The organism is Allosphingosinicella sp. (genome assembly GCF_059502505.1).
Genome location: NZ_JCACEU010000013.1, coordinates 79,473 through 100,283 on the forward strand (window position 1 = coordinate 79,473; position 20,811 = coordinate 100,283).

General features: G+C 67.4%; 20 protein-coding genes. 8 read left to right on the forward strand and 12 right to left on the reverse strand.

All coding sequences use genetic code 11. The annotated features are described in order from the left end of the window. From AC5JBD_RS01700 to AC5JBD_RS01710, 3 genes are read left to right on the forward strand one after another with little or no spacing between them, the layout of a single operon-like run. Positions 1-864, forward strand: coding sequence for a TPM domain-containing protein (locus AC5JBD_RS01700; RefSeq protein ID WP_495720102.1), 864 nt, complete (start codon positions 1-3; stop codon positions 862-864). Next, positions 864-1,532, forward strand: a complete 669-nt coding sequence (locus AC5JBD_RS01705) for a TPM domain-containing protein (protein ID WP_495720027.1) — start codon at positions 864-866, stop codon at positions 1,530-1,532. The genes AC5JBD_RS01700 and AC5JBD_RS01705 overlap by 1 nt, the downstream gene beginning before the upstream one ends. Further along, positions 1,529-2,062 (forward strand): NUDIX hydrolase, encoded by a 534-nt coding sequence (locus AC5JBD_RS01710; protein WP_495720028.1) that lies wholly within the window; start codon positions 1,529-1,531, stop codon positions 2,060-2,062. The genes AC5JBD_RS01705 and AC5JBD_RS01710 overlap by 4 nt, the downstream gene beginning before the upstream one ends. Positions 2,063-2,071: 9 nt before the next feature. Here AC5JBD_RS01710 and AC5JBD_RS01715 read toward each other — a convergent pair whose 3' ends face one another. The 6 genes from AC5JBD_RS01715 to AC5JBD_RS01740 form a co-directional block, all read right to left on the reverse strand. Beyond that, complete coding sequence (locus AC5JBD_RS01715; protein ID WP_495720029.1) at positions 2,072-2,350, reverse strand: ETC complex I subunit; 279 nt, start codon at positions 2,348-2,350, stop codon at positions 2,072-2,074. 57 nt (positions 2,351-2,407) lie between these two features. Then, a complete protein-coding gene (gene hrpB, locus AC5JBD_RS01720) occupies positions 2,408-4,873 on the reverse strand; it encodes an ATP-dependent helicase HrpB (RefSeq protein ID WP_495720030.1) in 2,466 nt (821 codons plus the stop codon). 5 nt (positions 4,874-4,878) lie between these two features. Then, complete coding sequence (locus tag AC5JBD_RS01725; protein ID WP_495720031.1) at positions 4,879-5,892, reverse strand: polyprenyl synthetase family protein; 1,014 nt, start codon at positions 5,890-5,892, stop codon at positions 4,879-4,881. A 41-nt stretch (positions 5,893-5,933) separates the two neighbouring features. Beyond that, entirely contained in the window at positions 5,934-7,352 is a 1,419-nt protein-coding gene (locus tag AC5JBD_RS01730) for an ATP-binding protein (protein ID WP_495720032.1), read from the reverse strand. A 94-nt stretch (positions 7,353-7,446) separates the two neighbouring features. After that, positions 7,447-8,112, reverse strand: a complete 666-nt coding sequence (locus AC5JBD_RS01735; protein ID WP_495720033.1) for a response regulator transcription factor — start codon at positions 8,110-8,112, stop codon at positions 7,447-7,449. A gap of 114 nt (positions 8,113-8,226) precedes the next feature. After that, the gene (locus AC5JBD_RS01740; RefSeq protein WP_495720034.1) at positions 8,227-8,529 is read right to left on the reverse strand and encodes a hypothetical protein; all 303 of its coding nucleotides are present in this window, start codon (positions 8,527-8,529) and stop codon (positions 8,227-8,229) included. A 132-nt stretch (positions 8,530-8,661) separates the two neighbouring features. Between AC5JBD_RS01740 and AC5JBD_RS01745 the strand changes: the two genes are divergently transcribed. Next, positions 8,662-10,281 carry an amidohydrolase family protein gene (locus tag AC5JBD_RS01745; RefSeq protein ID WP_495720035.1) on the forward strand — a complete coding sequence of 540 codons (1,620 nt, stop codon included), beginning with the start codon at positions 8,662-8,664 and terminating at the stop codon, positions 10,279-10,281. Positions 10,282-10,442: 161 nt separating this feature from the next. After that, on the forward strand, positions 10,443-11,645 hold the full coding sequence (gene chrA, locus AC5JBD_RS01750; RefSeq protein WP_495720036.1) for a chromate efflux transporter: 1,203 nt from the start codon (positions 10,443-10,445) through the stop codon (positions 11,643-11,645). 158 nt (positions 11,646-11,803) lie between these two features. Here chrA and glf read toward each other — a convergent pair whose 3' ends face one another. The 3 genes from glf to AC5JBD_RS01765 all read right to left on the reverse strand — a co-directional run bounded on the left by glf (position 11,804) and on the right by AC5JBD_RS01765 (position 16,939). Next, positions 11,804-14,047, reverse strand: coding sequence for a UDP-galactopyranose mutase (gene glf / locus AC5JBD_RS01755; RefSeq protein WP_495720037.1), 2,244 nt, complete (start codon positions 14,045-14,047; stop codon positions 11,804-11,806). A gap of 340 nt (positions 14,048-14,387) precedes the next feature. Beyond that, the gene (locus AC5JBD_RS01760) at positions 14,388-16,439 is read right to left on the reverse strand and encodes an NAD(+) synthase (protein ID WP_495720038.1); all 2,052 of its coding nucleotides are present in this window, start codon (positions 16,437-16,439) and stop codon (positions 14,388-14,390) included. Beyond that, positions 16,439-16,939, reverse strand: a complete 501-nt coding sequence (locus AC5JBD_RS01765) for a CinA family protein (RefSeq protein WP_495720039.1) — start codon at positions 16,937-16,939, stop codon at positions 16,439-16,441. The genes AC5JBD_RS01760 and AC5JBD_RS01765 overlap by 1 nt, the downstream gene beginning before the upstream one ends. Before the next feature lie 80 nt (positions 16,940-17,019). Here AC5JBD_RS01765 and AC5JBD_RS01770 point away from each other — a divergent pair, with 80 nt between their 5' ends. Both AC5JBD_RS01770 and AC5JBD_RS01775 read left to right on the forward strand, forming a co-directional pair. Continuing rightward, positions 17,020-17,526: a hemerythrin domain-containing protein gene (locus tag AC5JBD_RS01770; protein ID WP_495720040.1), complete on the forward strand. Its 507-nt coding sequence runs from the start codon at positions 17,020-17,022 to the stop codon at positions 17,524-17,526. Further along, complete coding sequence (locus AC5JBD_RS01775) at positions 17,526-17,813, forward strand: hypothetical protein (protein WP_495720041.1); 288 nt, start codon at positions 17,526-17,528, stop codon at positions 17,811-17,813. The genes AC5JBD_RS01770 and AC5JBD_RS01775 overlap by 1 nt, the downstream gene beginning before the upstream one ends. Here AC5JBD_RS01775 and AC5JBD_RS01780 read toward each other — a convergent pair. From AC5JBD_RS01780 to AC5JBD_RS01790, 3 genes are read right to left on the reverse strand one after another with little or no spacing between them, the layout of a single operon-like run. Further along, the gene (locus tag AC5JBD_RS01780) at positions 17,810-18,331 is read right to left on the reverse strand and encodes a hypothetical protein (protein ID WP_495720042.1); all 522 of its coding nucleotides are present in this window, start codon (positions 18,329-18,331) and stop codon (positions 17,810-17,812) included. The genes AC5JBD_RS01775 and AC5JBD_RS01780 overlap by 4 nt on opposite strands. Continuing rightward, positions 18,328-18,804, reverse strand: coding sequence for a DUF2269 family protein (locus AC5JBD_RS01785; RefSeq protein WP_495720043.1), 477 nt, complete (start codon positions 18,802-18,804; stop codon positions 18,328-18,330). The genes AC5JBD_RS01780 and AC5JBD_RS01785 overlap by 4 nt, the downstream gene beginning before the upstream one ends. Then, entirely contained in the window at positions 18,801-20,093 is a 1,293-nt protein-coding gene (locus tag AC5JBD_RS01790) for an SDR family oxidoreductase (RefSeq protein ID WP_495720044.1), read from the reverse strand. The genes AC5JBD_RS01785 and AC5JBD_RS01790 overlap by 4 nt, the downstream gene beginning before the upstream one ends. Positions 20,094-20,214: 121 nt before the next feature. Here AC5JBD_RS01790 and AC5JBD_RS01795 point away from each other — a divergent pair, with 121 nt between their 5' ends. Beyond that, complete coding sequence (locus AC5JBD_RS01795; protein ID WP_495720045.1) at positions 20,215-20,796, forward strand: ATP-dependent Clp protease proteolytic subunit; 582 nt, start codon at positions 20,215-20,217, stop codon at positions 20,794-20,796. Positions 20,797-20,811 lie beyond the last annotated feature (15 nt).

The following is a 20,811-nucleotide window of genomic DNA, read 5'->3' on the forward strand; positions in this document are numbered from 1 at the left end:
CTGCCCCTGGCCTGGCTGCCGATCCTGCTGGCGCTGCTGCTCGCGGCGCCGGCTGCGGCGCAGACCTTCCCGAAGTTCAGCGGCTTCGTCGTCGATGACGCCAACGTCCTGCCGCCCGAGGTGGAGGCCGATCTCACCGCCAAGCTCGATGCGCTCCAACGCGACACCAAAAGGCAGTTCGTGGTCGCGACGATCGCCGACCTGCAGGGCTATCCGCTGGAGGATTACGGCTACCGCGTCGGCCGTGCCTGGGGCGTCGGGCTCCAGAATGCCGATAACGGCGCGATCCTGTTCATCGCCCCCAACAACCCGCCCGGACAGCGTGGTCCCCGGCTAGAGGTCGGCGTCGGGCTGGAGCCGATCCTGACCGACGCCTTTTCCAGCGTCATCATCAACCGCGAGATGATGCCGAGACTAAAAGCCGGCGACATTTCCGGCGCGATGACCGCGGGCGCGGATGCAGTGATCGCGCAGTTGCGCGCGTCTCCTGAGGAAGCGCAAGCCGAAGTGAATGCGGCGATTGCCGAGTTCGACCGCACCCACACGCGGACAGCCGCGCAGCAGAGCGGCGGCGGCTTTCCCGTCTCGCTGATCTTCTGGCTGGTCGTCTTCTTCTTCGTCATCCTGCCGCTGCTGCGCGGCGGCAGGCGCGGGCGGCGCTACCGTCGCGGCGGCGGTGGCGGCATCCTTCCCATCGTCCTGTGGAGCGTCGCCAACGAGATCGGCCGCGGCGCCAGCAGTGGCGGCGGTTGGGGCGGCGGTGGCGGCTGGGGCGGCGGCGGTGGCGGCGGTTGGGGCGGCGGCGGCTTCACCGGCGGCGGCGGCGGCTCGTTCGGCGGCGGCGGCGCGTCGGGGAGTTGGTGATGCGGCTCAGCGAAGCGGACCATGAAGAGGTCACCGCTGCCGTGACGGCGGCCGAGGCCCGGACCGACGGTGAGATCGTCACCGTCGTGGCCGGCCAGTCCGACGCCTATCATGACGTGGGCCTGCACTGGAGCGTGCTGGCGATGCTGCTGGTCCTGGCGCTGCTGGCCGCTTGGCCGGAGGCGGCGGCGGCGCTCTACGAGGCGGTCGCGGGCGCGTGGAGCGTTCCGGGTCCGGGGGCGCTGTTCACCGTGGCTTTGGTGCTGCTGGCGCTCACCTTCCTGCTCTTCCGCCTGCTGTTCGCCTATCTGCCGCTGCGCATGGCGCTGACCCCCCCTGCGACCAAGACGCGGCGGGTGCGCCGGCGGGCGCTCGCTTTGTTCCGAACGGCGGCCGAGAAACGGACCCGGGCAGCGACCGGCGTCCTTCTCTATCTGTCGCTGGCGGAGCATCGGGCCGAGCTGATCGCCGACGAATCCATCCACTCCAGGGTCGCGCCGGAGATCTGGGGCGAGGCCATGGCTGACCTCATCGGGGAAGTGAAGGCGGGCCGTCCCGGCTCCGGCATGGCCAAGGCAGTGGAGCGGATCGGCGCGGTGCTGGCGGAGCATTTCCCGCGTAGCGCAGGCGACCAGAACGAGCTTCCCGACCGGCTGATCGAACTATGACCAAGGCGCGACCCAAGGGCGAGCCGGACGTGGTCTGGCGCGGCAAGTATATCGAGGTGAAGAAGCTCGACACCTGGGAGTTCGTCGGCCGGACGCGCGGCGTCAGCGCCGCGGTGATCCTCGCGGTCGACGACGGTCACGTCATCCTGGTCGAGCAATATCGGGTGCCGATCGCGCGGCAGTGCCTCGAACTTCCGGCCGGTCTCGTCGGCGACGAAGAGGAAGGCGAGGACGTCAGCGTCGCCGCGATCCGCGAGCTGGAAGAGGAGACCGGCTACCGCGCCGAGCGAATGATCGATCTTGGCCGGTTCCACGCCTCACCGGGCATGTCCTCGGAAGGTTTCACGCTGCTGCGGGCCGAGGGGTTGACCAAGGTGGGCGAGGGCGGCGGCGTCGACAGTGAAGAGATCATCGTCCACCGCGTGCCGCTCGGCGAGGTCCCGGCTTTGGTGGAGCGCAAGCGCGCCGAGGGGGCGGCGATGGACGTGAAGCTGCTGCTGCTGCTCGGGAGCGGCTTCCTCAGCGCGTAGGCCGCGCGCCTATTTGAAATTGTCGGCGTAGGATTGCAGGCGGAGCTTGCGCGTCGCCGGCGGGATGACATGGTAGGAGACACCCTTGCGGTCAGCATAGGCCTTGGCGTCTTCGAGGCTGGCGAAAGTGAGCGAGACCTGCGCCTGGGTGTCGGCGCCGCCGGACCAGCCCATCAGCGGGTCCGGGCGCTTGCGAGCGTGGGATTCAAACTCCAGCACCCATTCGCCGGCGCGGGCCTTGCCCGATTGCATCGCATTCTTCTCACGCTGGAAAATCCGAGCCGCCATCGCCGCCGCACATCCTTCTGACCAGAAGCGACGAAGTGCGCAGGAGCATCGCCCAAGTCAAGCGGGACGCTGCGAGGCGCGCTTGGTGCGGAGCGTCGGATCGGCGCGGGCGGGATCATCCGGCCAGGGATGCTTGGGGTAGCGCCCGCGCATCTCCTTGGCGACGGCCGCCCAGCTGCCGGCCCAGAAGCGGGGCAGGTCGCGGGTCGTCTGAATCGGCCGCCCGGCCGGCGAGGTCAGGCTGAGCACGAGCGGGACGCGGCCGCCGGCCACGGCGGGGTGATCGGAGAGGCCGAACAGCGCCTGGACACGCGCGGTGACGGTGGGGCCGGCTTCCGCTTCATAGTCGATCGCGTGGCTGCTCCCGGCGGGCGTCTCGAATTCTGCCGGCGCCAGGCGGTCGAGGAGGCGACGCCCCTCATAGCCGAGGAGCATGTCGAGCACGCCGCCCAGCGCGCTTGGATCCACGGCGGAGAGGCGGCTCTTGCCGGCCACCAGCAGCGGCAGCCATTCGTCGAGCGAGACGAGCAGGGCCTCGTCGGACAGGTCGGCGACGGAAGGATCATGGTGCCGGGCGAAGTCGGCGCGGCGACGCAGCGAGCGGGCGGCCTCGCTCCACGGAAGCAGGTCGAGGCCGTGTTCGCGGACGCCGGCGACCATCGCCGCCGTGATCGCATCTGGCGAAGCATCGGCGTCGCGCCCTTCGCTGAGCCTTATGGCACCGAGACGGCGGCCGCGGCGCGCCTGGACGCTGCCGCTCTTCGGATCGAAACCAACTTGGGTGCCACTCTCGATGCGGTCGCCGAACAGAGCCTCGACGACCGCCTCGGCGATCGGCGCTGCCGAGAGGATTCGCGCCCCGACCGCGCTCCCGCCGACTTCCGCCACGGCGAGCCATTCCTCCCGGGCGAGCGGCGACAGCGGGTCGAGCCGAAAGCCCCGTCCGCCGACCGAAATCCAATTCTCCCCCGATGCGTCCCGCCGTTTCGCGATGCGGTCAGGGAAGGCGAGGGCGGCGCAGGCGCCGACATCTGCCGGGGCAGGCAATGGCTCCATCCTGGCAGGGCTGCGGATCATCTTGCGCCACCGCCTCGCCAGCGCCCGCGCCGCGTCGGCGCGCTGGCCGCGTTCTCCGTGCCAGCGGCGGATGCGGAGCTCGAGGTCCGTGTCGCTGCCGCCGAGGCCACGCTCGGAGAGGAGCACGGCAACCTCGGCCGCGGTCTCGCCCCAGCCCCGGGCCTCGGCCTCGATCAGCATGTGGGCGAGGCGCGGCGGCAGCGGCAGGGCGGCAATGGCCTTGCCGTGCGCCGTCGGCCGCCCTGCCTCGTCGATCGCGCCGAGAGCCAGCAAGCGCTGGCGAGCTTCCTCGACGGCGGCCGGCGGAGGCGGGTCGATCCATTTGAGCATGCGTGGATCGGAGACGCCCCAGATCGCGCAATCGAGCAGCAGCGAAGATAGGTCGGCGCCGAGGATCTCCGGCGGGTCGTAGCGAGGCAAGGAGGCAGTCGCCGCTGCCTCCCACAGGCGGTACACGGTGCCGGGACCTTGGCGGCCGGCACGGCCGGCACGCTGGGCGACGGCCGCCTGGCTGGCGCGCTCGGTGACGAGGCGGGTCAGCCCTGCGGCGCGGTCGTAGCGGGGGCGACGGGCGAGGCCGCTGTCCACCACGATGCGGACGCCTTCCAGCGTCAAGCTGGTCTCGGCGATGGAAGTGGCGAGCACGACCTTCCTCCGGCCCGCGGGCGCAGGGGCGAGCGCGGCGCGCTGCTCCGCCGGCTCCAGGGTGCCGTGGAGACGGAAAAGGTCGACATGCTCGGGAAGCCCGGTGAGCCGCTCGGCGGTGCGCTCGATCTCGGCCACGCCGGGAAGGAAGGCGAGCAGGCTGCCCGCCGTTTCGGCAAGCGCGCGCCGGACCGCAGGCGCCATCTGATCCTCGATCCGCTGCTCGGCCGAGCGGCCGAGATGGCGGATGTCGACCGGGAAGGCGCGGCCCTCGCTCTGGATGAGGGGGGCGCCGCCCATCAGTATGCCGAAACGCTCGCCGTCCAGCGTCGCCGACATGGCAAGGAGCCTGAGATCGGGGCGCAGCGCCGCCTGCGCGTCGAGGGCGAGGGCAAGGCCGAAGTCGCTGTCGAGACTCCGCTCGTGGACCTCGTCGAACAGCACCGCAGAGACCCCGGCCAGCTCCGGATCCGCCTGGATTCGGCTGAGGAAGATGCCCTCGGTGAGCACGAGGATTCGCGTCCGCGCCGATCGCCTGGTGTCGAGCCGCGTCGCATAGCCGATCGTCTCGCCGACCCGTTCGCCGGCGATCTCCGCCATTCGCTCCGCCGCCGCCCGCGCCGCAAGCCGGCGGGGCGAGAGCAGCAGGATCTCGCCGGTGCACCAGGGTTCGCCGAGCAGCGCAGGCGCGACCGCCGTCGTCTTGCCCGCGCCGGGAGGCGCGACCAGCACGGCGTTCGAACCCGCCCGCAGCGCCGCCAGCAGCTCCGGCAGAACCGATACGATCGGAAGAGCGCTCACGCCCCTCAGTAGGCGCGGCTGATCGCGAACTCCACGGCTTCGACCAGCGCCGCCTTGGCCTTGCTCTTCGGAAAGGAGCCCAAGGCGTCGATCGCGCGCTGACCGTAGGTGCGGGCGCGTTCCAGGGTGTCGCGGATCGCGCCGCTCGTGCCGAGCAGGCGGGTCGCGTGGGCGAGATCCTCGTCCGAGACGCGGCTACCCTGCATCGCCTCGCGCCAGAACAGGCGGTCGGCCTCGTTGCCGCGGGCAAAAGCGAGGATCACGGGGAGGGTCACCTTGCCGTCCCGAAAGTCGTCGCCGACGCCCTTGCCCATCGTCTTGGCGTCTGAGGCATAGTCGATCGCGTCGTCGATCAGCTGGAAGGCGATACCGAGGTTGCGGCCATAGGCGTCGAGCGCGTCCTCCACCGCCTCGTCACGCTCGGCGACCACCGCCGCGATCCGGCAGGCGGCGGCGAACAGGGCCGCGGTCTTGGCGCTGATGATCTCCAGATAATGGTCTTCGGTGGTCTCCACGCGGCGCTGCGCGGTGAGCTGGTCGACCTCACCCTCGGCGATGATCGAGGAGGCACGCGAGAGGATGCGCAGCACCTTTAGGCTGCCATCCTCGACCATCAGCTCGAACGAGCGCGAGAAGAGGAAGTCGCCGACCAGCACGCTCGCCGGATTGCCCCAGATGATGTTGGCCGTGCGCCGGCCGCGCCTGAGGCCGGAGCCGTCGACCACGTCGTCGTGGAGAAGGGTCGCGGTGTGGATGAATTCGACCGCCGCGGCGAGCTTATGATGGCGGCTGCCCGGATAATCGAGCAGCTTCGCGCAGGCGAGCGTCAGCATCGGCCGCATCCGCTTGCCGCCGCCGGCGATCAGATGCCCGGCCAGCTCCGGAATCAGCGCCACCTCGCTCTGCATCCGCTCCAGAATGACGGAGTTCACACGATTGAGGTCGGCCGCGACGAGCTGCACCATTGCATCGAGCGTAGGCACGGCGCGCGCGTTCAGCGGATGAATAGTGGCGGTCACTCGCGCGATTTGCTCGCTCGGCGGGGCGAAGGCAAGGCCGCTCAGCCCGACAGCGGCAGCTTCAGCCGGGCAAGGAGGCCGCCCAGATCCTCGCTCTCCTCGAGTGCGATCGAGCCGGCGTAGATTTCCGCCACGTCGCGGACGATGGCGAGGCCGAGGCCGGTGCCGGGCTTGTCGGTGTCGAGGCGGGCGCCGCGGGCGAAGATGCTGACGCGCTCTTCCTCAGGTATGCCGCGGCCGTCATCCTCGACATCGATCTCTACGCATTCGGGTGTGGAGCGGACCGTGACGAAGACGCGGCCGCCGCCATATTTGGCGGCGTTCTCGATGAGATTGCCGACCATCTCGTCCAGATCCTGGCGCTCGACGCGGACGGCGGCGGCACGGTCGCCGTCGAGGTCGATGGTGACATTCTCGTAGATCTTCGTGACCGCCCGCTCGACCGCCTCGAGCGAGGACCAGACGTCCGCTCGGGCCTGCGCGCTGGAGCGGCGGCCGATGGCGCGGGCGCGGGCGAGGTGGTGGTCGACTTGACGTCTCATTGTCGTCGCTTCGCGACAGACCGTCTCGGCGAGATCGGGGCTCCGCGCCGTCGCCGCGTTGGTGATGACGGTCAGCGGCGTCTTCAGCGCGTGGGCGAGATTGCCGGCGTGGCGGCGCGCTTCCTCGGCCTGGACCTCGTTGTGGACGAGCAGGGCGTTCAACTCCTCGGTGAGCGGCTCGATTTCCTGCGGGAAGCGCTCGTCGATCCGCGATCGCTGCCCGGAGCGGATCTCGGCGATGGCGCGGCGCACGCGGCGCAGCGGCCACAGGCCGTAGAAGGCCTGCAGCGCGGCGAGGAAGATGAGTCCCAGGCCGAGCGCGCCGAACGACCGCACCATCGTCTTGCGAAGCACCTTGATCTGCTCGTCCAGGGTCTCGCGGCTCTGCGCGACCTGGAAGCGCCAGCGCACGGCGGAGCCGGGAAGGCGCACGTCGCGCTCCAGGATGCGCAGCTCCTCGTCCTCGAATTCGCGGCTGTCATAGGTGTGGACGTCAAAATCGTTATGCCCTGCGCGAACCAGGATCTGCCTGTCCCACAAGGAGCGTGACGGGAAATTGGTGACGCCGGGGCTCGGCTGCCCGGCCGCGTTGGTGCCGCTGATCTGGAAGTAGAGGCCGGAATATGGCTCCAGGAAGCGCTGGTCGGCCGGCGGCCGGTTGAGGAAGACCTCGCCGTCCGGGCCGATCTCCGAAGAGGCGATCAGCGCGGTCAGGACGTAATCGAGCTGCGCGTCGAAATTGTTGGTGATGGCGGTCGTCAGGACCCGATCGAGCGCATAGCCGCCGACGCCCAGAAGGACGACGATCCAGATCGCCGCGACGCCGATCATGCGCCGGGTGAGCGAGCCGGTCGAGCGGCGCCGCTTGCGTTGCGCGGGGGCGGGCGCGAGCCGGTCGACGGGCATCGGCTTGTTCATCGCCGCACCATCCTGCGGCAGCGTTCAGTTACGCAAGCTGAACCGATCGCGGCGAGCCAGACAAAGCCGGGGATCAGCATCGCATCGCCCGAGCTCAGGCCCGCGGCTCTTCCAGCGAATAGCCGAGCCCGCGGATGGTGCTGATCACGTCGGGCCCAAGTTTCTTGCGGATGCGCGTGACGAACACCTCGATCGTGTTTGAATCGCGGTCGAAATCCTGGTCGTAGATATGCTCGATCAGTTCGGTGCGGCTGACCACCTTGCCCTTGTGGTGCATCAGGTAGGAGAGGAGCTTATATTCCTGCGCGGTCAGCTTCACCGGTTCGCCGTTCAGCGTCACCTTGCCGGAGCGAGTATCGAGGCGGACGTCGCCGGCGGTGAGCTCGGAACTGGAATTGCCTGAGGCGCGGCGGATGAGGGCGCGGAGGCGGGCGATCAGCTCCTCGGTCTGGAACGGCTTGGCGAGATAGTCGTCCGCGCCCGCGTCGAGCCCCGCCACCTTGTCGGACCAGCTGTCGCGGGCGGTGAGGACCAGGACGGGAACTTTCATCCCCTCCTTGCGCCAGCGGTCGAGCACGGTCAGGCCGTCGACCTCGGGCAGGCCGAGGTCCAGGATGATCGCGTCATAGCTTTCGGTGGAGCCGAGATAATGGCCATCTTCGCCGTCGGTCGCCAGGTCCACCGCATAACCGGCCCCTTCCAGGGTCGCGCGGAGCTGGCGCCCCAGATTCGGTTCATCCTCGACGATCAGGACCCGCATAGTCTCTTCCTTGGCTTCGCGTTCGGCCGCAGCCGTTCAACCAGCGCGATAGACTATGGTTTCACATGTGGGAAGCGAGGCGGGAGGCGGAAGGTTACGCCTCCGCGACGAACCTCAGCGGGTGCGGCCGATGACGTCGCCGGTGCGGGCGTCGACGTCGATCCAGATCACCTGGCCGTCGCGCATGAACTTGAGGCGGTATCGGCCGGAGCTCGGATCGAGCTCGGGGCCGAGATAATCGGCGCCGCGCATCTTGGGCAGGATGCGGGATTCGATGTTGCGCAGCGAAAGGTAGCGGCCCTCCTGCGTCTCCCGCCAGGCCGTCGCCTGCTCCTTGTCGCGCGGACGCGCGTCCGCCGGCGCGGCGGCGAGGGCGACGCCGAAGGCGGCAAGGATGAGGGGGACGAGCTTCACCATGATCGCTTCACTTCACGCTAACTGCGAGGACCCGTAGCCAATTTCTATTGAATGAGCCATGAATGTGGCCACAGCGACCGCGGCGTCCGTGCAACAGATTTGGTCAAGTCACGGAAAAGAGGGGCGAAATCAATGGCAGGAGTCAAGCGGCGAGCGTTTGTGGCGCTGTTCGGGGCGATGCTTGCCTGCGTGCCGGCGACGGCCGCCGAGCCGCCGCAGGGCATGGAGCCGGTGCCGGCGCGGCGTGCCGATGAAGGTATCGGCCCGTTCCGCAAGCTTGTCATCCGCGGCGCCATGTTGATCGACGGCAGCGGCGCGCCGCCGCGCGGGCCGGTCGATATCGTCGTCGAGGGCAACCGCATCGCGGGCATCAACGGCGCCGGCACGCCCGGCCTCCCGCTCCCGCCGGACCGCGAGCCGCGTGACGCCGCCCACGAGATCGACGCTACCGGCATGTATGTAATGCCGGGCTTCATCGACACGCACGGCCACAACGGCGATCCTGCGAAGGCGCCGAACCCGAGCTATGGCTACAAGCTCTGGCTCGCGCATGGCGTCACCACCGTGCGCGGCGTTTCGCTCTACTGGGGCCGGCCGAATGAATCGCTCGCCGACAAGAGCCGCAGCGCCGCCAACAGCATCGTCGCGCCGCGCCTCTTCGCCTATCTGGCGCTTGGCGATGCCTGGGATCAGGGCAGCATCGACAGTCCGGAGAAGGCGCGCGCCTGGGTGGGTTGGGCCGCCAAGGCGGGCTATGACGGCGTCAAATTCTTCAACGATGTCCCGCGCGCGATCACCGCGGCGGCGATCGACGAGGCGAACAAGCAGAAGCTCGGCACGGTCGCCCATCTCGGCCAGGGCGGCGTCGCGGAGGTGAATGCGGCGGTAGCGGGCGAGCTTGGGCTCGGCTCGGTCACCCATTTCTATGGCCATTTCGAAGGCCTGCTGAAGGACGGCCGGCTGCCCAGATATCCGGCGGACTACAATATGCTCGACGAGGAGAGCCGCTTCTTCGAGATCGCCAACTTCACCGACCAGATCGTCGAGCCGGGCGGACCGGAGTGGCGCGCCTATCTCGAGCGGCAGCTGGAGAAGGGGGTCGTCTTCAACCCGACCTTCAACATCTATTCGGCCGGCCGCGACCTGATGCGGGCGCGCAACGCGGACTGGCACGAGCTTTACACCCTGCCGTCGCTTTGGGCTTTCTTTCAGCCGAGCCGGGTCAACCACGGCTCCTATTGGTACGACTGGACGACGGCCAAGGAGATCGCCTGGCGCCGCTTCTACGGCCCCTACATGCGCCTGATGAACGACTATAAGAATATGGGCGGCATCGTGACCGTGGGCTCCGACCCCGGCTATATCTACCAGACCTGGGGCTTCTCCTACATCCAGGAGCTGGAGATGCTGCAGGAGGCAGGCTTCTCTCCGCTGGAGACGATCCAGGCCGCCACCCGCAACGGCGCCCATGAGATCTACCGCGCCAAAGGCGTCGACGCCCCGTTCGGCATGGTCCGCGAGGGCATGCTCGCCGACCTGGTGATCGCGCCGGAAAACCCGCTTCACAATTTCAAGACGCTCTACGGCACCGGCTTCGAGCGGCTTGACAAGGACGGCAAGGTGGAGCGGGTCGGCGGGGTGCGTTGGACGATCAAGGACGGCATCGTCTACGACGCCAGGAAGCTGCTGGACGACGTTGCCGCGATGGTTGCGGCGCAGAAGGCAGCGGGTACGACAGCGGCGTACCCCTGAGCAGTCGAGGGCATTATATGCCTGGATCGTCCGCTATGGGTGGTAAGCGGGCATTGCGGCAGAGGGCGCTGGCCGATCGTAAAGCTAATCGCGACGACCGGCCGACCGGAGCGCACTTCAACAAGCAAGCCGCTCGAGGTCGCCGAGTGGAAGTAGCCGCCGTGTCGTCCGAACCCGTCGATCCGCACCCTCCTGCGCTTGGCTATTGGGCCTTGTTCGTGCGCTTCCTGCGCTTCGGCTTCATGGCATTCGGCGGCCCTGTCGCACAGATCGCCATGATACGCCGCGAACTGGTGGACGAAGAGAGGTGGATCGCCAGCGCCAGCTTCAACAAGCTGCTGGCCGTGATGCAGGTGCTCCCCGGCCCGGAGGCGCATGAGCTTTGCGTCCATCTTGGCATCCGGGCCAAAGGACGGCTCGGCGGCCTGCTCGCCGGGCTCGGCTTCATGTTGCCGGGCTTCATCCTGATGCTGGGGCTCGCCTGGCTCTACACCCGCCTCCAGATCGAAGGGACGGTGCTCGGAGCCATGTTCCTGGGGATACAGGCTGCAGTTCTGGCCGTGATCCTCAGGGCGGTGCACAGGATCGGCGAGCATATCCTTCTCGACCGCTGGCTCTGGATCGTGGCTTTGGGCGCCGCCGGTGCGTCGCTGTCAGGGATGAGCTTCTGGATTGTTTTGCCGGCGGCCGGGGCGGCCTACGCGCTTCTTTCGGCAGGAAGATACTGGCTGGCGGTGCTCGTGTTCGGAGCCGCGGCCGTCGCCGCCGCTGCTACTTTGACCGCCGGCTCTGCCTTAGGCGGGACTACCACCATCGTGCGGGACGCTGCGCCGACTGCGCTTGCCCTGTTCGCCGCGGGTCTCAAGGGCGGGCTGCTGACCTTCGGTGGCGCCTACACCGCCATCCCCTTCATCCGCAATGACACGGTGGGCCGGGGATGGATGACCGACGCCCAGTTTCTCGATGGCCTCGCTCTGTCCGGGGTGCTGCCTGCCCCGCTCGTGATATTCTCGACGTTTGTTGGCTGGATCAGCGGCGGCCCTGTCGGTGCGCTCGCCATCACCGCCGGCATGTTCCTCCCGGCTTTCGCCTTCTCAATGATCTTCTACGAGCGCCTCGAGGCCGTGGCCGAGAACAAGCGCCTGCAAACCTTCCTGGCAGGCGTCGCTGCGGGGGTGGTTGGCCTGATCGCGGTCACTCTGATCGATTTGACGCAAGCCGCCGCCGCCGAGACCCGCAGCCTCTCGGTGAGCGCCGCCATTTCCGCCATCGCGCTCGTCATCCTCTACCGGTGGAAGAGCAAGCTCGGCACGGCGGTGGTGCAGGGCATTGGAGCTGTCGCCGGAGCCATAGCTCTTGCCTGACGAACAGATGGCTGGCGAAATCGGCGATGTAGTTGCGGACCGGGAGCTCGGATGGGTAGCCGATGTCGCACGACGGCGACTTTAGCTCAGGCGCCACCCCACCCCAACCCCTCCCCATCGAGGGGAGGGGCTAAGGCATCGGCGCTGAGCTGGGAGAGCTACTCCGCTGCGAGGGTTCGCACGCGGGTGCGTTTGGTCGACTTGGTCGCCTCCAGCTTTGCCTGGCGTGCGGCGTCGAGCTTGCGGAAGGTCGCCAGGGCCTGGCCGACGACCTGGTCCATATTGTAATAACGGTAGGTTGCCAGGCGGCCGACGAAGGTGACGTTCGGGGTCGCGTCCGCCAGCGCTTCGTATTTCTTGAACAGCTCCTGATTTTCCGGCCGCGGGATGGGGTAATAGGGGTCCCCTTCCGCCGACGGATACTCGTAGGTGATGCTCGTCTTCCGGTGCTTCTGGCCGGTCAGATATTTGTACTCGGTGATCCGAGTATAGGGCACGTCCGGGTGCGGGTAGTTGACCACCGCAACCGGCTGGAACACCTCCTGATCGAGCACCTTATGCTCGAAGCGGAGGCTCCGATAGGGGAGCTTGCCGTAGCGGAAGCCGAAATATTCGTCGATCGGGCCGGTGAAGATGACGTGATCGGCGTCGATCTCGTCCATCACGTCCTGATAGTCGGTCGAGAGCATGACATCGATCAGCGGGTGGTCGAGCATGTTGTTGAACATGACCGTATAGCCGTCCGCCGGCATGATGTTGTGCTTGTCCGAGAAATAGCGGTCGTCGGTGTTGGTCCGGGTCGGGACGCGCGAGGTCACCGACTTGTCGAGCTCGCTCGGGTCGAGGCCCCATTGCTTGCGCGTATAGCCCTGGAAGAAGAGCTGGTAGAGCTCACGCCCGACCGCCGAGACGACAACGTCCTCCGATGTGCGGATCTGGTCGACCGGCTCCGCGCGTGAGGCGAGGTACGCCGCCGCTTCCTCGTCGGTGCGAAGGGCGAGGTCGAAGAGCTTGTTGAGCGTCGTGCGGTTGATCGGGATCGGCACCAGTTGGTTGCGGACATCGGCGAGCACACGATGCTCGTATGGGCGCCAGCGGGTGAACTGGGAGAGATAGTCGACGATCTCGTCCGAATTGGTGTGGAAGATGTGCGGTCCATATTGGTGGATCAGCACGCCCGCTTCGTCGAGATGGTCATAGGCGTTGCCGGCGATGTGCGGACGCTTGTCGATGACGAGCACATGCGCGCCGTGCTGGCTGGCGAGACGCTCGGCAAGGACGGAGCCGGCAAAGCCCGCGCCGACGACCAGATAATCGTATTTCTTCTTGCCGGCGCTGGCGACGAGGCGCGGCCCGGCCTGCGGCACGGAGATCGCCTCGCGGACCAGACCCGCCATGCGCGCATAGGTGGTGTCCCAGCTCAGGTTGGCGAGCTTGGCGTCGACCGCGCCCAGCCACTCGTCGTCGCCCTGCATCAGCGCCAGCGCCTTGTCGCAGGCGGCGATGAAGGCGTCGGCGCCGTCGGCGATGAACACGGCATCGAGATCGCCGTAATGGCGGATCACGTCCTTGATCGGCGTCGAGACGACCGGGCGCCCGCCGGCGAGATATTCCGGCGTCTTGGTCGGCGAGATAAAGGTGGTGGATTCGTTGATCGCGAACGGCATCAACGCCACGTCCCAGCCGCCGAGATAGAGCGGCAGCTCCTCATATTTCTTGCCGCCGAGATAGTGGATGTTGCTGCGCTGCGGCAGCTCGGCCGGATCTATCTTCACGACCGGGCCGACCATGACGATCGACCAATCGGGCCGTGCGTCGGCGAGCGCGGCGATCAGCTCCAGGTCCATGCGTTCATCGATGACGCCGTAGAAGCCGAGGCGCGGGGTGCGGATCTCGGCCTGATCCGCGGGCGTCTCGACCACGGCCCGGGCCGCCGCGAAGTGCTTGCGGTCGACGCTGGAGGGGAAGGGGTGGACGTTCGGGTGCCGGCCCTTCTTCGCCTCATAAAGGCTATAGCCGCCGGTGAAGACGACGTCCGACGTCGCTAGCAGCTCGCGCTCCAGCTCCAGCAGGTCCTTGGGCGCGAACCGGAAATTGGCGAGCTCGTCCATGCAGTCGTAGACGGTGCAGACCGCGTCGATGTGCCGCGAGAAAGGCAGCATCATCGGCGTGTAATACCAGCGGATGACCGACGTCTCCTCGTTCTCGAGGTATTCGTCGAGCAGCCGGCGCAGCGTCGCCTGCCTGTCCTCGTCGCTCATCGTCTCGGGAAGCGAAGGCGTGACGACGGTGACGCCGGTCTCGGCGCACTCGCGGACACCGAGCGACGGCTCGAAATCGGGGAGCGCGTTCTCCGGCTCTTCCCAATAGATGACTCGCCGTTCCTTGGCGAAGCGGCTCATCAGATGCTGAGGCCGCTGAAAGACGAAATTCCACCGCAGGTGCGAAAAGCAGATCAGCGTCTGATCCGTCGAAGCCGTTATCGCGCTCTTGTTTGGCCCCAGGGACGAGGCGGAGGAAAATGTGATCAATGGAAGCCTCTGAGGAATAGAAGGAACCTCGGAACAACGTTGACTCCCGTAACGAGTTCCGCGGCAGCTTCTTCTACTCTGCTGATACAGGTTAAGAACGGGCCGGAAGGCGCAGAAAACCGGGCGAAACGAGCTGCTTCGCAAATGCAGCATCTGTGCTGTACCGGTTAGTGGTGCCTGGGAACAGGTTTGGTCCCCGATGGTCGAGCTCCTACTCCGCCAAGCCCTGGGTCAGTTCGTCGAGCCACGGCGTGGCCACGCCGTCGGAAGGGGCGCGCCAGTCGCCGCGGGGGCTGAGGGATCCGCCCATGGAGACCTTCGGTGCGTTGGGAAGGGCCGAGCGCTTGAACTGGCTGGTCTGGAAGAAGCGCCAGAGGAACTCGCGCAGCCATTTCTCGATGGTGGGGAGGTCATATTCGCGCTTCAGCGCCTCGGGATAGTCGAACGGCCAGAGCTGCTGCGCCTTGTCGCGCCAGGCGGCCCAAGCGAGGAACGCCACCTTTGACGGCGGCTGGCCCGCGCGCAGTGTGTGGAACAGGAAGAAATCGTGCAGCTCATAGGGGCCGATGCGGTCCTCCGTGCTCTGCATGCCGGCTTCGTCCGCGGGGACGAGTTCGGGCGAGATTTTGGTCTGGAGGATGGCGGTGAGGATACGATCGGTCTCCGCGTCGAACTGGTTCGATTTGACGCACCAGCGGATCAGATATTGCATCAGCGTCTTGGGCACGCCGGCATTGACGCCGTAATGGCTCATCTGGTCGCCGACGCCATAGGTGCACCAGCCGAGCGCGAGCTCGGAAAGATCGCCGGTGCCGATCACGAAGCCGCCGCGCTGGTTGGCGAGGCGGAACAGATAGTCGGTCCTGAGGCCCGCCTGCACATTCTCGAACGTGACGTCGTAGACCGGCTCCCCGCTCGCGAAGGGATGGCCCATGTCGCTCAGCATCTGGCGGGCGGCCGGCTTGATGTCGATCTCTTCGCCGACGATGCCGAGCGCCTTCATCAGCGCCCAGGCGTTGGACTTGGTCGTCTCGCCGGTGGCGAAGCCGGGCATGGTGAAGCCGAGGATGGTCGAGCGGGGAAGGCCGAGATAATCGCAGACCTTGGCGGCGACGATCAGCGCATGGGTGGAATCGAGCCCGCCCGAGACGCCGATCACGAGATGGCGGCCGGCGGTTGCCTGGAAGCGGCGGGCGAGGCCCTGGACCTGGATGTTGAAGGCCTCGTAGCAATCCTGGTCGAGCTGTTCGGGCCGGTTCGGCACATAGGGGAAGCGGCGGAGCTTCCGCTCAAGCCCGACATCCTTCAAGTGCGGCTTGTGCTCGAAATGGATGCGGCGGGCGCGTTTCTCCGGATGGCCGGCGGCGATGGCATTGTCGTTGAACGTGCCCATCCGCATCCGCTCGAGGCGCAGGCGCTGGACGTCGATATCGGCGACGGCGAGCTCGGGCTCCCGGTCGAAGCGGCTGGACTCGGTCAGCAGCTCGCCCAGCTCGTAGATCGAGCCTTGGCCGTCCCAGGCGAGGTCGGTGGTGCTTTCGCCCGGCCCCGAGGCGGCATAAATATAGGCCGCGCAGCAGCGTGACGATTGCGAGGCGCAGAGGAGCTTCCTCTCGTCCGCCTTGCCGATCGTGATGTTGGAAGCCGACAGATTGCAGAGGATGAGAGCGCCGGAGAGCGCCCCCACGGTGGAGGGCGGTTGCGGCGCCCAATAATCTTCGCAGATCTCGACATGAAAAATGAAGTCGGCGAGGTCCTCGGCGGCGAAGATGAGGTCGGTGCCGAAGGGCACGATCTCGCCTGCCACCGCGATGTCCATGCCGTTGAGGCCGAAGCCCATCGCGAACCAGCGCTTCTCATAATATTCGCGATAATTGGGAAGAAAGCTCTTCGGCACCACGCCGAGGATGCGGCCGCGCGCGACGACGATCCCGCAATTGTAGAGCCGCCCGTTGCGGCGGAGCGGCGCGCCGAGGCAGAAGACCGGCGCCAGCCCCGCCGTCTCCCTCGCAAACTCGGCAAGGCCGTCCTCCACCGCGTCGAGGAACGCCTCCTGGAGGTGGAGGTCGTCGACCGCATAGGAGGAGAGGTTGAGCTCCGGATAGACGACGAGGTCGATGCCGCGCTCGTCCGCCTGCCGCGCGAGATCCAGCGCCGCCTTGACGTTGAACTTCACGTCGCCGGCCGAGCCGATCGGCGTCGCCGCGGCGACGCGGACGAAGCCGTGGCGGTGGATCGCGCCGAAAGGCGGCTTCTTTGCCATCACAGCATCTCCGTCATCATCTCGATCGCGACCCGCATGCATTCGATCCGTGTGCGGCCGCGCCCGATCGGCCCGAAATGCTCCTCGCGATGGGCGGTCCTGCGGCCTGCCCGCGCGCAGGCGAAGTGGACGAGGCCGGGTTCGACGCCCTTGTCGGCAAAGCCGGTGATCGCCAGCGCGACATTGGCGCGCGACCGGGCCAGCGCCCCCTCCGCCATCGCGACCGCCACTTCCCGGGTGACCGCATCATTGGGCTCGATCACCTCCATCGGGATGCCCAGCATTTCGTTCTTCGCCTCGTAGGAATAGGTGACGAAGCCGCGGTCGAAGGTGTGGGCGACGCCCTGCACGTCGGTCAGGAGCGATGCGAGCATGCCGCCGGTGCAGCTCTCCGCCGTCGCCAGCATGAGGTCTCGCTCCGCCGCCTTGGAGAGCAGCCGCCGCGCCGCTTCCTCGGTCTCGTTCGGGAGGACCTGGGAGAGGGTTTCGGTATCGTTCAATTCTTGGCTCCAGACCCGCTCAGGCGGCGGAACCGGCGCCCGGTCCGAATGTTCCGCTCGTGAACCGAGGAGGCATTGTTATGGCTGCGCAAGGAAAGCAAGACGCGCTGAAGCTGCTCGCTCAGGACCATCGCGAGGTCGAGGCGCTGTTCGAGAAATTCGAGAAGGCGAAGGACGACGACAAGAAGGAGCAGATCGCCCGCCAGATCTGCACCGAATTGAAGGTCCACGCGATGATCGAGGAGGAGATCTTCTATCCCGCGCTGGAGGGCAAGATCGACGAGGACGACCTCAAGGAAGCCTATGTCGAGCATGACGGCGCCAAGGTGCTGATCAACGATATCGAGGCCGGGTCGCCCGAGAGCGAATTCTACGACGCCAAGGTGAAGGTGCTGCAGGAGGAGATCGAGCACCACGTCAAGGAAGAGGAAAAGCAGCACGGAAACATCTTCCAGCAGGCCCGCGCCGCCGACGTCGACCTCGACGCGCTCGGCGAGCAGATGGCCGCGCGCAAGGCCGAGCTGATGCAATTGGCGGAGACGGAAGGCCTGCCGCCTGCCCAGACCAAGACGCTGGAGACGCAATGATGCCCGAGTGGAACCGCAAGACCGCGCTCCTGACCGGCATCGGCGCCGCCTGCGCGGCCGCCGCCGGTTATTTCCTCAGCAAGCGCCTGACCGGAGACGATGACGATCCCTATGCGCCGGCGCTGAAGCATGGCGGCGCGCATGGTGCGGTCGGCAATAGCGGGAATGTCCGCCCGGCCGGCCCCGGCGCGATGCGCGATCCGCCCAACGAGTGGACCAAGGTCGACGAAGCGTCGGACGAAAGCTTCCCGGCCAGCGATCCGCCGGCGGTGAAGCACGTAGACTAGCCCGCCGGAGGCGGCGCGTCCCGGTCCGGTCCCGCTTCGACCATCGTCTCGCGCGCCAGCGCCAGCTCGCGCATCGCGCGGGCGGTGGTGGCGCCCCAGACGAGGTGGGAGCCGATCATGAGGAGGTTGCGGCGGAGCGGGTGCTCTGTCGCCGGCTTCAATATCCCGACGCCAGGGATCCAGCCGAGATAGCTCGCCAGCCACACGCCGACGCCTGCGACTGCGCCCTCGGCTTCGGTCGGGCGCGGATCGGCGGCGGCGATCAGCGCTCCGCACGCGGCTCCGTAGAGGAAATGGGCCGCCAGCGTCGCATCCTTGGCGGCATCGTTGCCAAGCTCGAGGCCAGCCTTCGCGGCTGAGGAATCGATGATCTCCCGCGGCGTCAGCGGATAGCGCTCCTGGCGAGGCAGCCGCCGGTGCCCGCGCGCCATCGCTGAGGTCATCGCCAGCGTGCCGACGAAACCGGCGATGCCGCCGATCAGCAGCCGCGAGCCGAGACCGAGCGTCCGGTCCTTCAAAGGGAGATCTCCGGACGAACGATCATCAGCCAGAAGATCAGCAGCACCGCGGCGAAGGCCGGAAAGCCGAAGGCGAACCACCAGCGGAACAGGCGATGATATTCGGGAGGCAGCGGCGCACCGGATGCGGCCGCGTTCCTTGCGAGCGTGCGCATCCGCGACTGCATCCACACCACCGGAAGCCAGAACAGGCCGGTGAAGATGTAGAGGGCGATCGAGGCCAGGATCCACCCTTCGGTGAGATCGTAGCCGATCGCTCGGGCGAGCAGCAGCCCGGTGATCGGCTGGGCGACGACTGCGGTGGCGGTGAAGACATAGTCGGCGATCACCACGATACGGGCGACGCCGGCCACGACTGCGACGTTGCCGGTGCGGTGCGCCATCAGCATGAAGAAGGCGATGCCCGCACCGGTGCCGAGCAGCACGGTCGCGCCGATGACGTGGAGGAACTTCAGGACGTAATATTCGGTCATCTCTCCTCCAGCACGGCGAGGGCGACGAGGTTGAGGACGAGGATCGGCCAGATCTTCATCATCGGTCCCAGTGGATCGGCCCAGAGCACCGGCAGCAGCAGGGTGCCGGCGATCACGTAGAAGATCGAGATGCCGAGGGCGGCGATCAGTGCGAGGCGAGTGGTCCGACGGTAGAGGATGCCCAGCCCCACGAGGATATCGGCGACGCCTCCGGCGATCACGCTGGGGCCGGCGAGGGGGCCGCCGCCGCCGACCAGCATCAGATGCTCGGCATGGCCATAGCCGGGGCCGAGCGAGACGATGCCCGTCATCAGCCAGAAGAGCGCGAAGACGCCGATGACCAGCGGCTTCAGCAGATAGAGGTTGGAGAACCAGCGTTCCTGGACGGAGGCCGGCTCCCCGGCCAACGCCTGGCTCAGCGAGCGCGGCTCGATGCCGGTGGCGCGGATCCATTCGCCCGGATCGCCGACGGCGCCGCGGACGATCTCCTTGCGTGCCGTGGTGCGGATCGGCGGGCGCCAGCCGAGCTTGGCGACGAAATCACCGAGCCGGTAGGCGCCGCCCATTATGAAGCCGGGCGCATCGACGATCCGGGCCGGACGTCGGCCGAGCCAGGCGCGATAGGCGGCGACGACCTGCTCGAAGGTCAGCCGCTCCGGACCGGCAAGCTCGAGCGCGATCCGGGATGGCGCCTCGGGCCCGAGCAGGCGCACCACCGTCTCGACCACATCGTCGAGCTGGACGATGTCGAGCGGCCCGGCGTCGGGCGTGCGCGCGAGGATCGGAAAGGCGGCGAGGCCGCGGAACAGGGCGCTGCCGCCATAGGCCTGCCGCCCCACCACCACCGACGGGCGGAGGATCACCCAGTCGAGGTCGCGCGCCATCAGCGCTTCGTCCCCCGAAAGTTTGGTGCGGGAGAAATCGGTGAGGCCGCCCCGGTCCACGCCCATCGCCGAGAAGTGGATGACCCGGCGCACGCCGGCGCGCTCGCAGGCTTCCCACAAAGCCGCCGGCCCGTCGCGATGGGCGGCGGCGGTGGAATCCCTCGCGCTGTCTTGGAGCACGCCCGCGCAGTTTACGACCGCGTCAATACCGGCGAGATGCGGCGCCCAGGCCTCCGCGCTGGTGGCGCGCCGGAGGTCGAGCTCGATCCAGCGGGAGACGGGCAGCCGCCTTGCCACGACGCCGCGGCTTCGGGCGACGCCGATCACCTCATGCTTGTCGGCAGCCAGGCGTGAGGCGGCGGCCGATCCGATCAGTCCCGTCGCGCCCAGCAGCAAGATCCGCAAGTTCTTCTCCTCGGGCACAGAGCGCTCGGGCGGGAAAGCCGTTCCACATCCGGTTCGATCAAGTGACTGACATGGATCAACCCCTGAGGAACAGCCGCTCTTTGCGCCCGTTCAGCCGATCATGGCACGCAGCGACGACGATCGGGCGATGATCCTGGGTCTGGCGCAAGCGCCGCAGGTGCGGCTGCTCGGCTCGGTCGACGAGGCGATGCTGAATGCATTCCACGATCAGCTTGCCCAAGCCCAGTCGGGTGAGGGGCCGATCGGCATTGAGATCACCAGCACCGGCGGCGATGCCGACATCGGCCGCAGGCTCGCCCTGGAGGTGGGCCTCGCCCGCAGCCGGCTGGCGCGTCGCCTCGTCTTCATCGGCAAGACCGTCGTCTACTCGGCGGCGGCCACGTTCTTGGGCGGCTTCCGCAAGGAAGACCGTTACCTCACCGCTGATGCCGTTCTACTGGTTCACTGCAGGCAATTGGAGAAATGTCTGGACCTCGAAGGCCCGCTCAACGCCAGCCGCAACCGCGTGGCGCAATTGCTCGGCGAGATCGAGAACGGCCTTCTCCTCCAGAAGGAAGGCTATCAGGCGTTGATCGAAGGCAGCCAGATCTCGTTCGACGAGATCAGCGCCAAGGCCGAGGACGGCTGGTATATCCAAGCCGAGGAAGCCGCCGCCCGCGGGCTCGTCGCCGGGTTGATCTAAACCCCCTCTCCCCGT

Excerpts from the sequence above, each read along its gene's own strand:
- AC5JBD_RS01705 (WP_495720027.1), top strand. The coding sequence starts at position 864 with ATGCGGCTCAGCGAAGCGGACCATGAAGAGGTCACCGCTGCCGTGACG.
- AC5JBD_RS01710 (WP_495720028.1), top strand. The coding sequence starts at position 1,529 with ATGACCAAGGCGCGACCCAAGGGCGAGCCGGACGTGGTCTGGCGCGGC.
- AC5JBD_RS01715 (WP_495720029.1), bottom strand. The coding sequence starts at position 2,350 with ATGGCGGCTCGGATTTTCCAGCGTGAGAAGAATGCGATGCAATCGGGC.
- AC5JBD_RS01730 (WP_495720032.1), bottom strand. The coding sequence starts at position 7,352 with ATGAACAAGCCGATGCCCGTCGACCGGCTCGCGCCCGCCCCCGCGCAA.
- AC5JBD_RS01735 (WP_495720033.1), bottom strand. The coding sequence starts at position 8,112 with ATGCGGGTCCTGATCGTCGAGGATGAACCGAATCTGGGGCGCCAGCTC.
- AC5JBD_RS01740 (WP_495720034.1), bottom strand. The coding sequence starts at position 8,529 with ATGGTGAAGCTCGTCCCCCTCATCCTTGCCGCCTTCGGCGTCGCCCTC.
- AC5JBD_RS01745 (WP_495720035.1), top strand. The coding sequence starts at position 8,662 with ATGGCAGGAGTCAAGCGGCGAGCGTTTGTGGCGCTGTTCGGGGCGATG.
- glf (WP_495720037.1), bottom strand. The coding sequence starts at position 14,047 with ATGAGCCGCTTCGCCAAGGAACGGCGAGTCATCTATTGGGAAGAGCCG.
- AC5JBD_RS01760 (WP_495720038.1), bottom strand. The coding sequence starts at position 16,439 with ATGGCAAAGAAGCCGCCTTTCGGCGCGATCCACCGCCACGGCTTCGTC.
- AC5JBD_RS01770 (WP_495720040.1), top strand. The coding sequence starts at position 17,020 with ATGGCTGCGCAAGGAAAGCAAGACGCGCTGAAGCTGCTCGCTCAGGAC.
- AC5JBD_RS01775 (WP_495720041.1), top strand. The coding sequence starts at position 17,526 with ATGCCCGAGTGGAACCGCAAGACCGCGCTCCTGACCGGCATCGGCGCC.
- AC5JBD_RS01785 (WP_495720043.1), bottom strand. The coding sequence starts at position 18,804 with ATGACCGAATATTACGTCCTGAAGTTCCTCCACGTCATCGGCGCGACC.
- AC5JBD_RS01795 (WP_495720045.1), top strand. The coding sequence starts at position 20,215 with ATGGCACGCAGCGACGACGATCGGGCGATGATCCTGGGTCTGGCGCAA.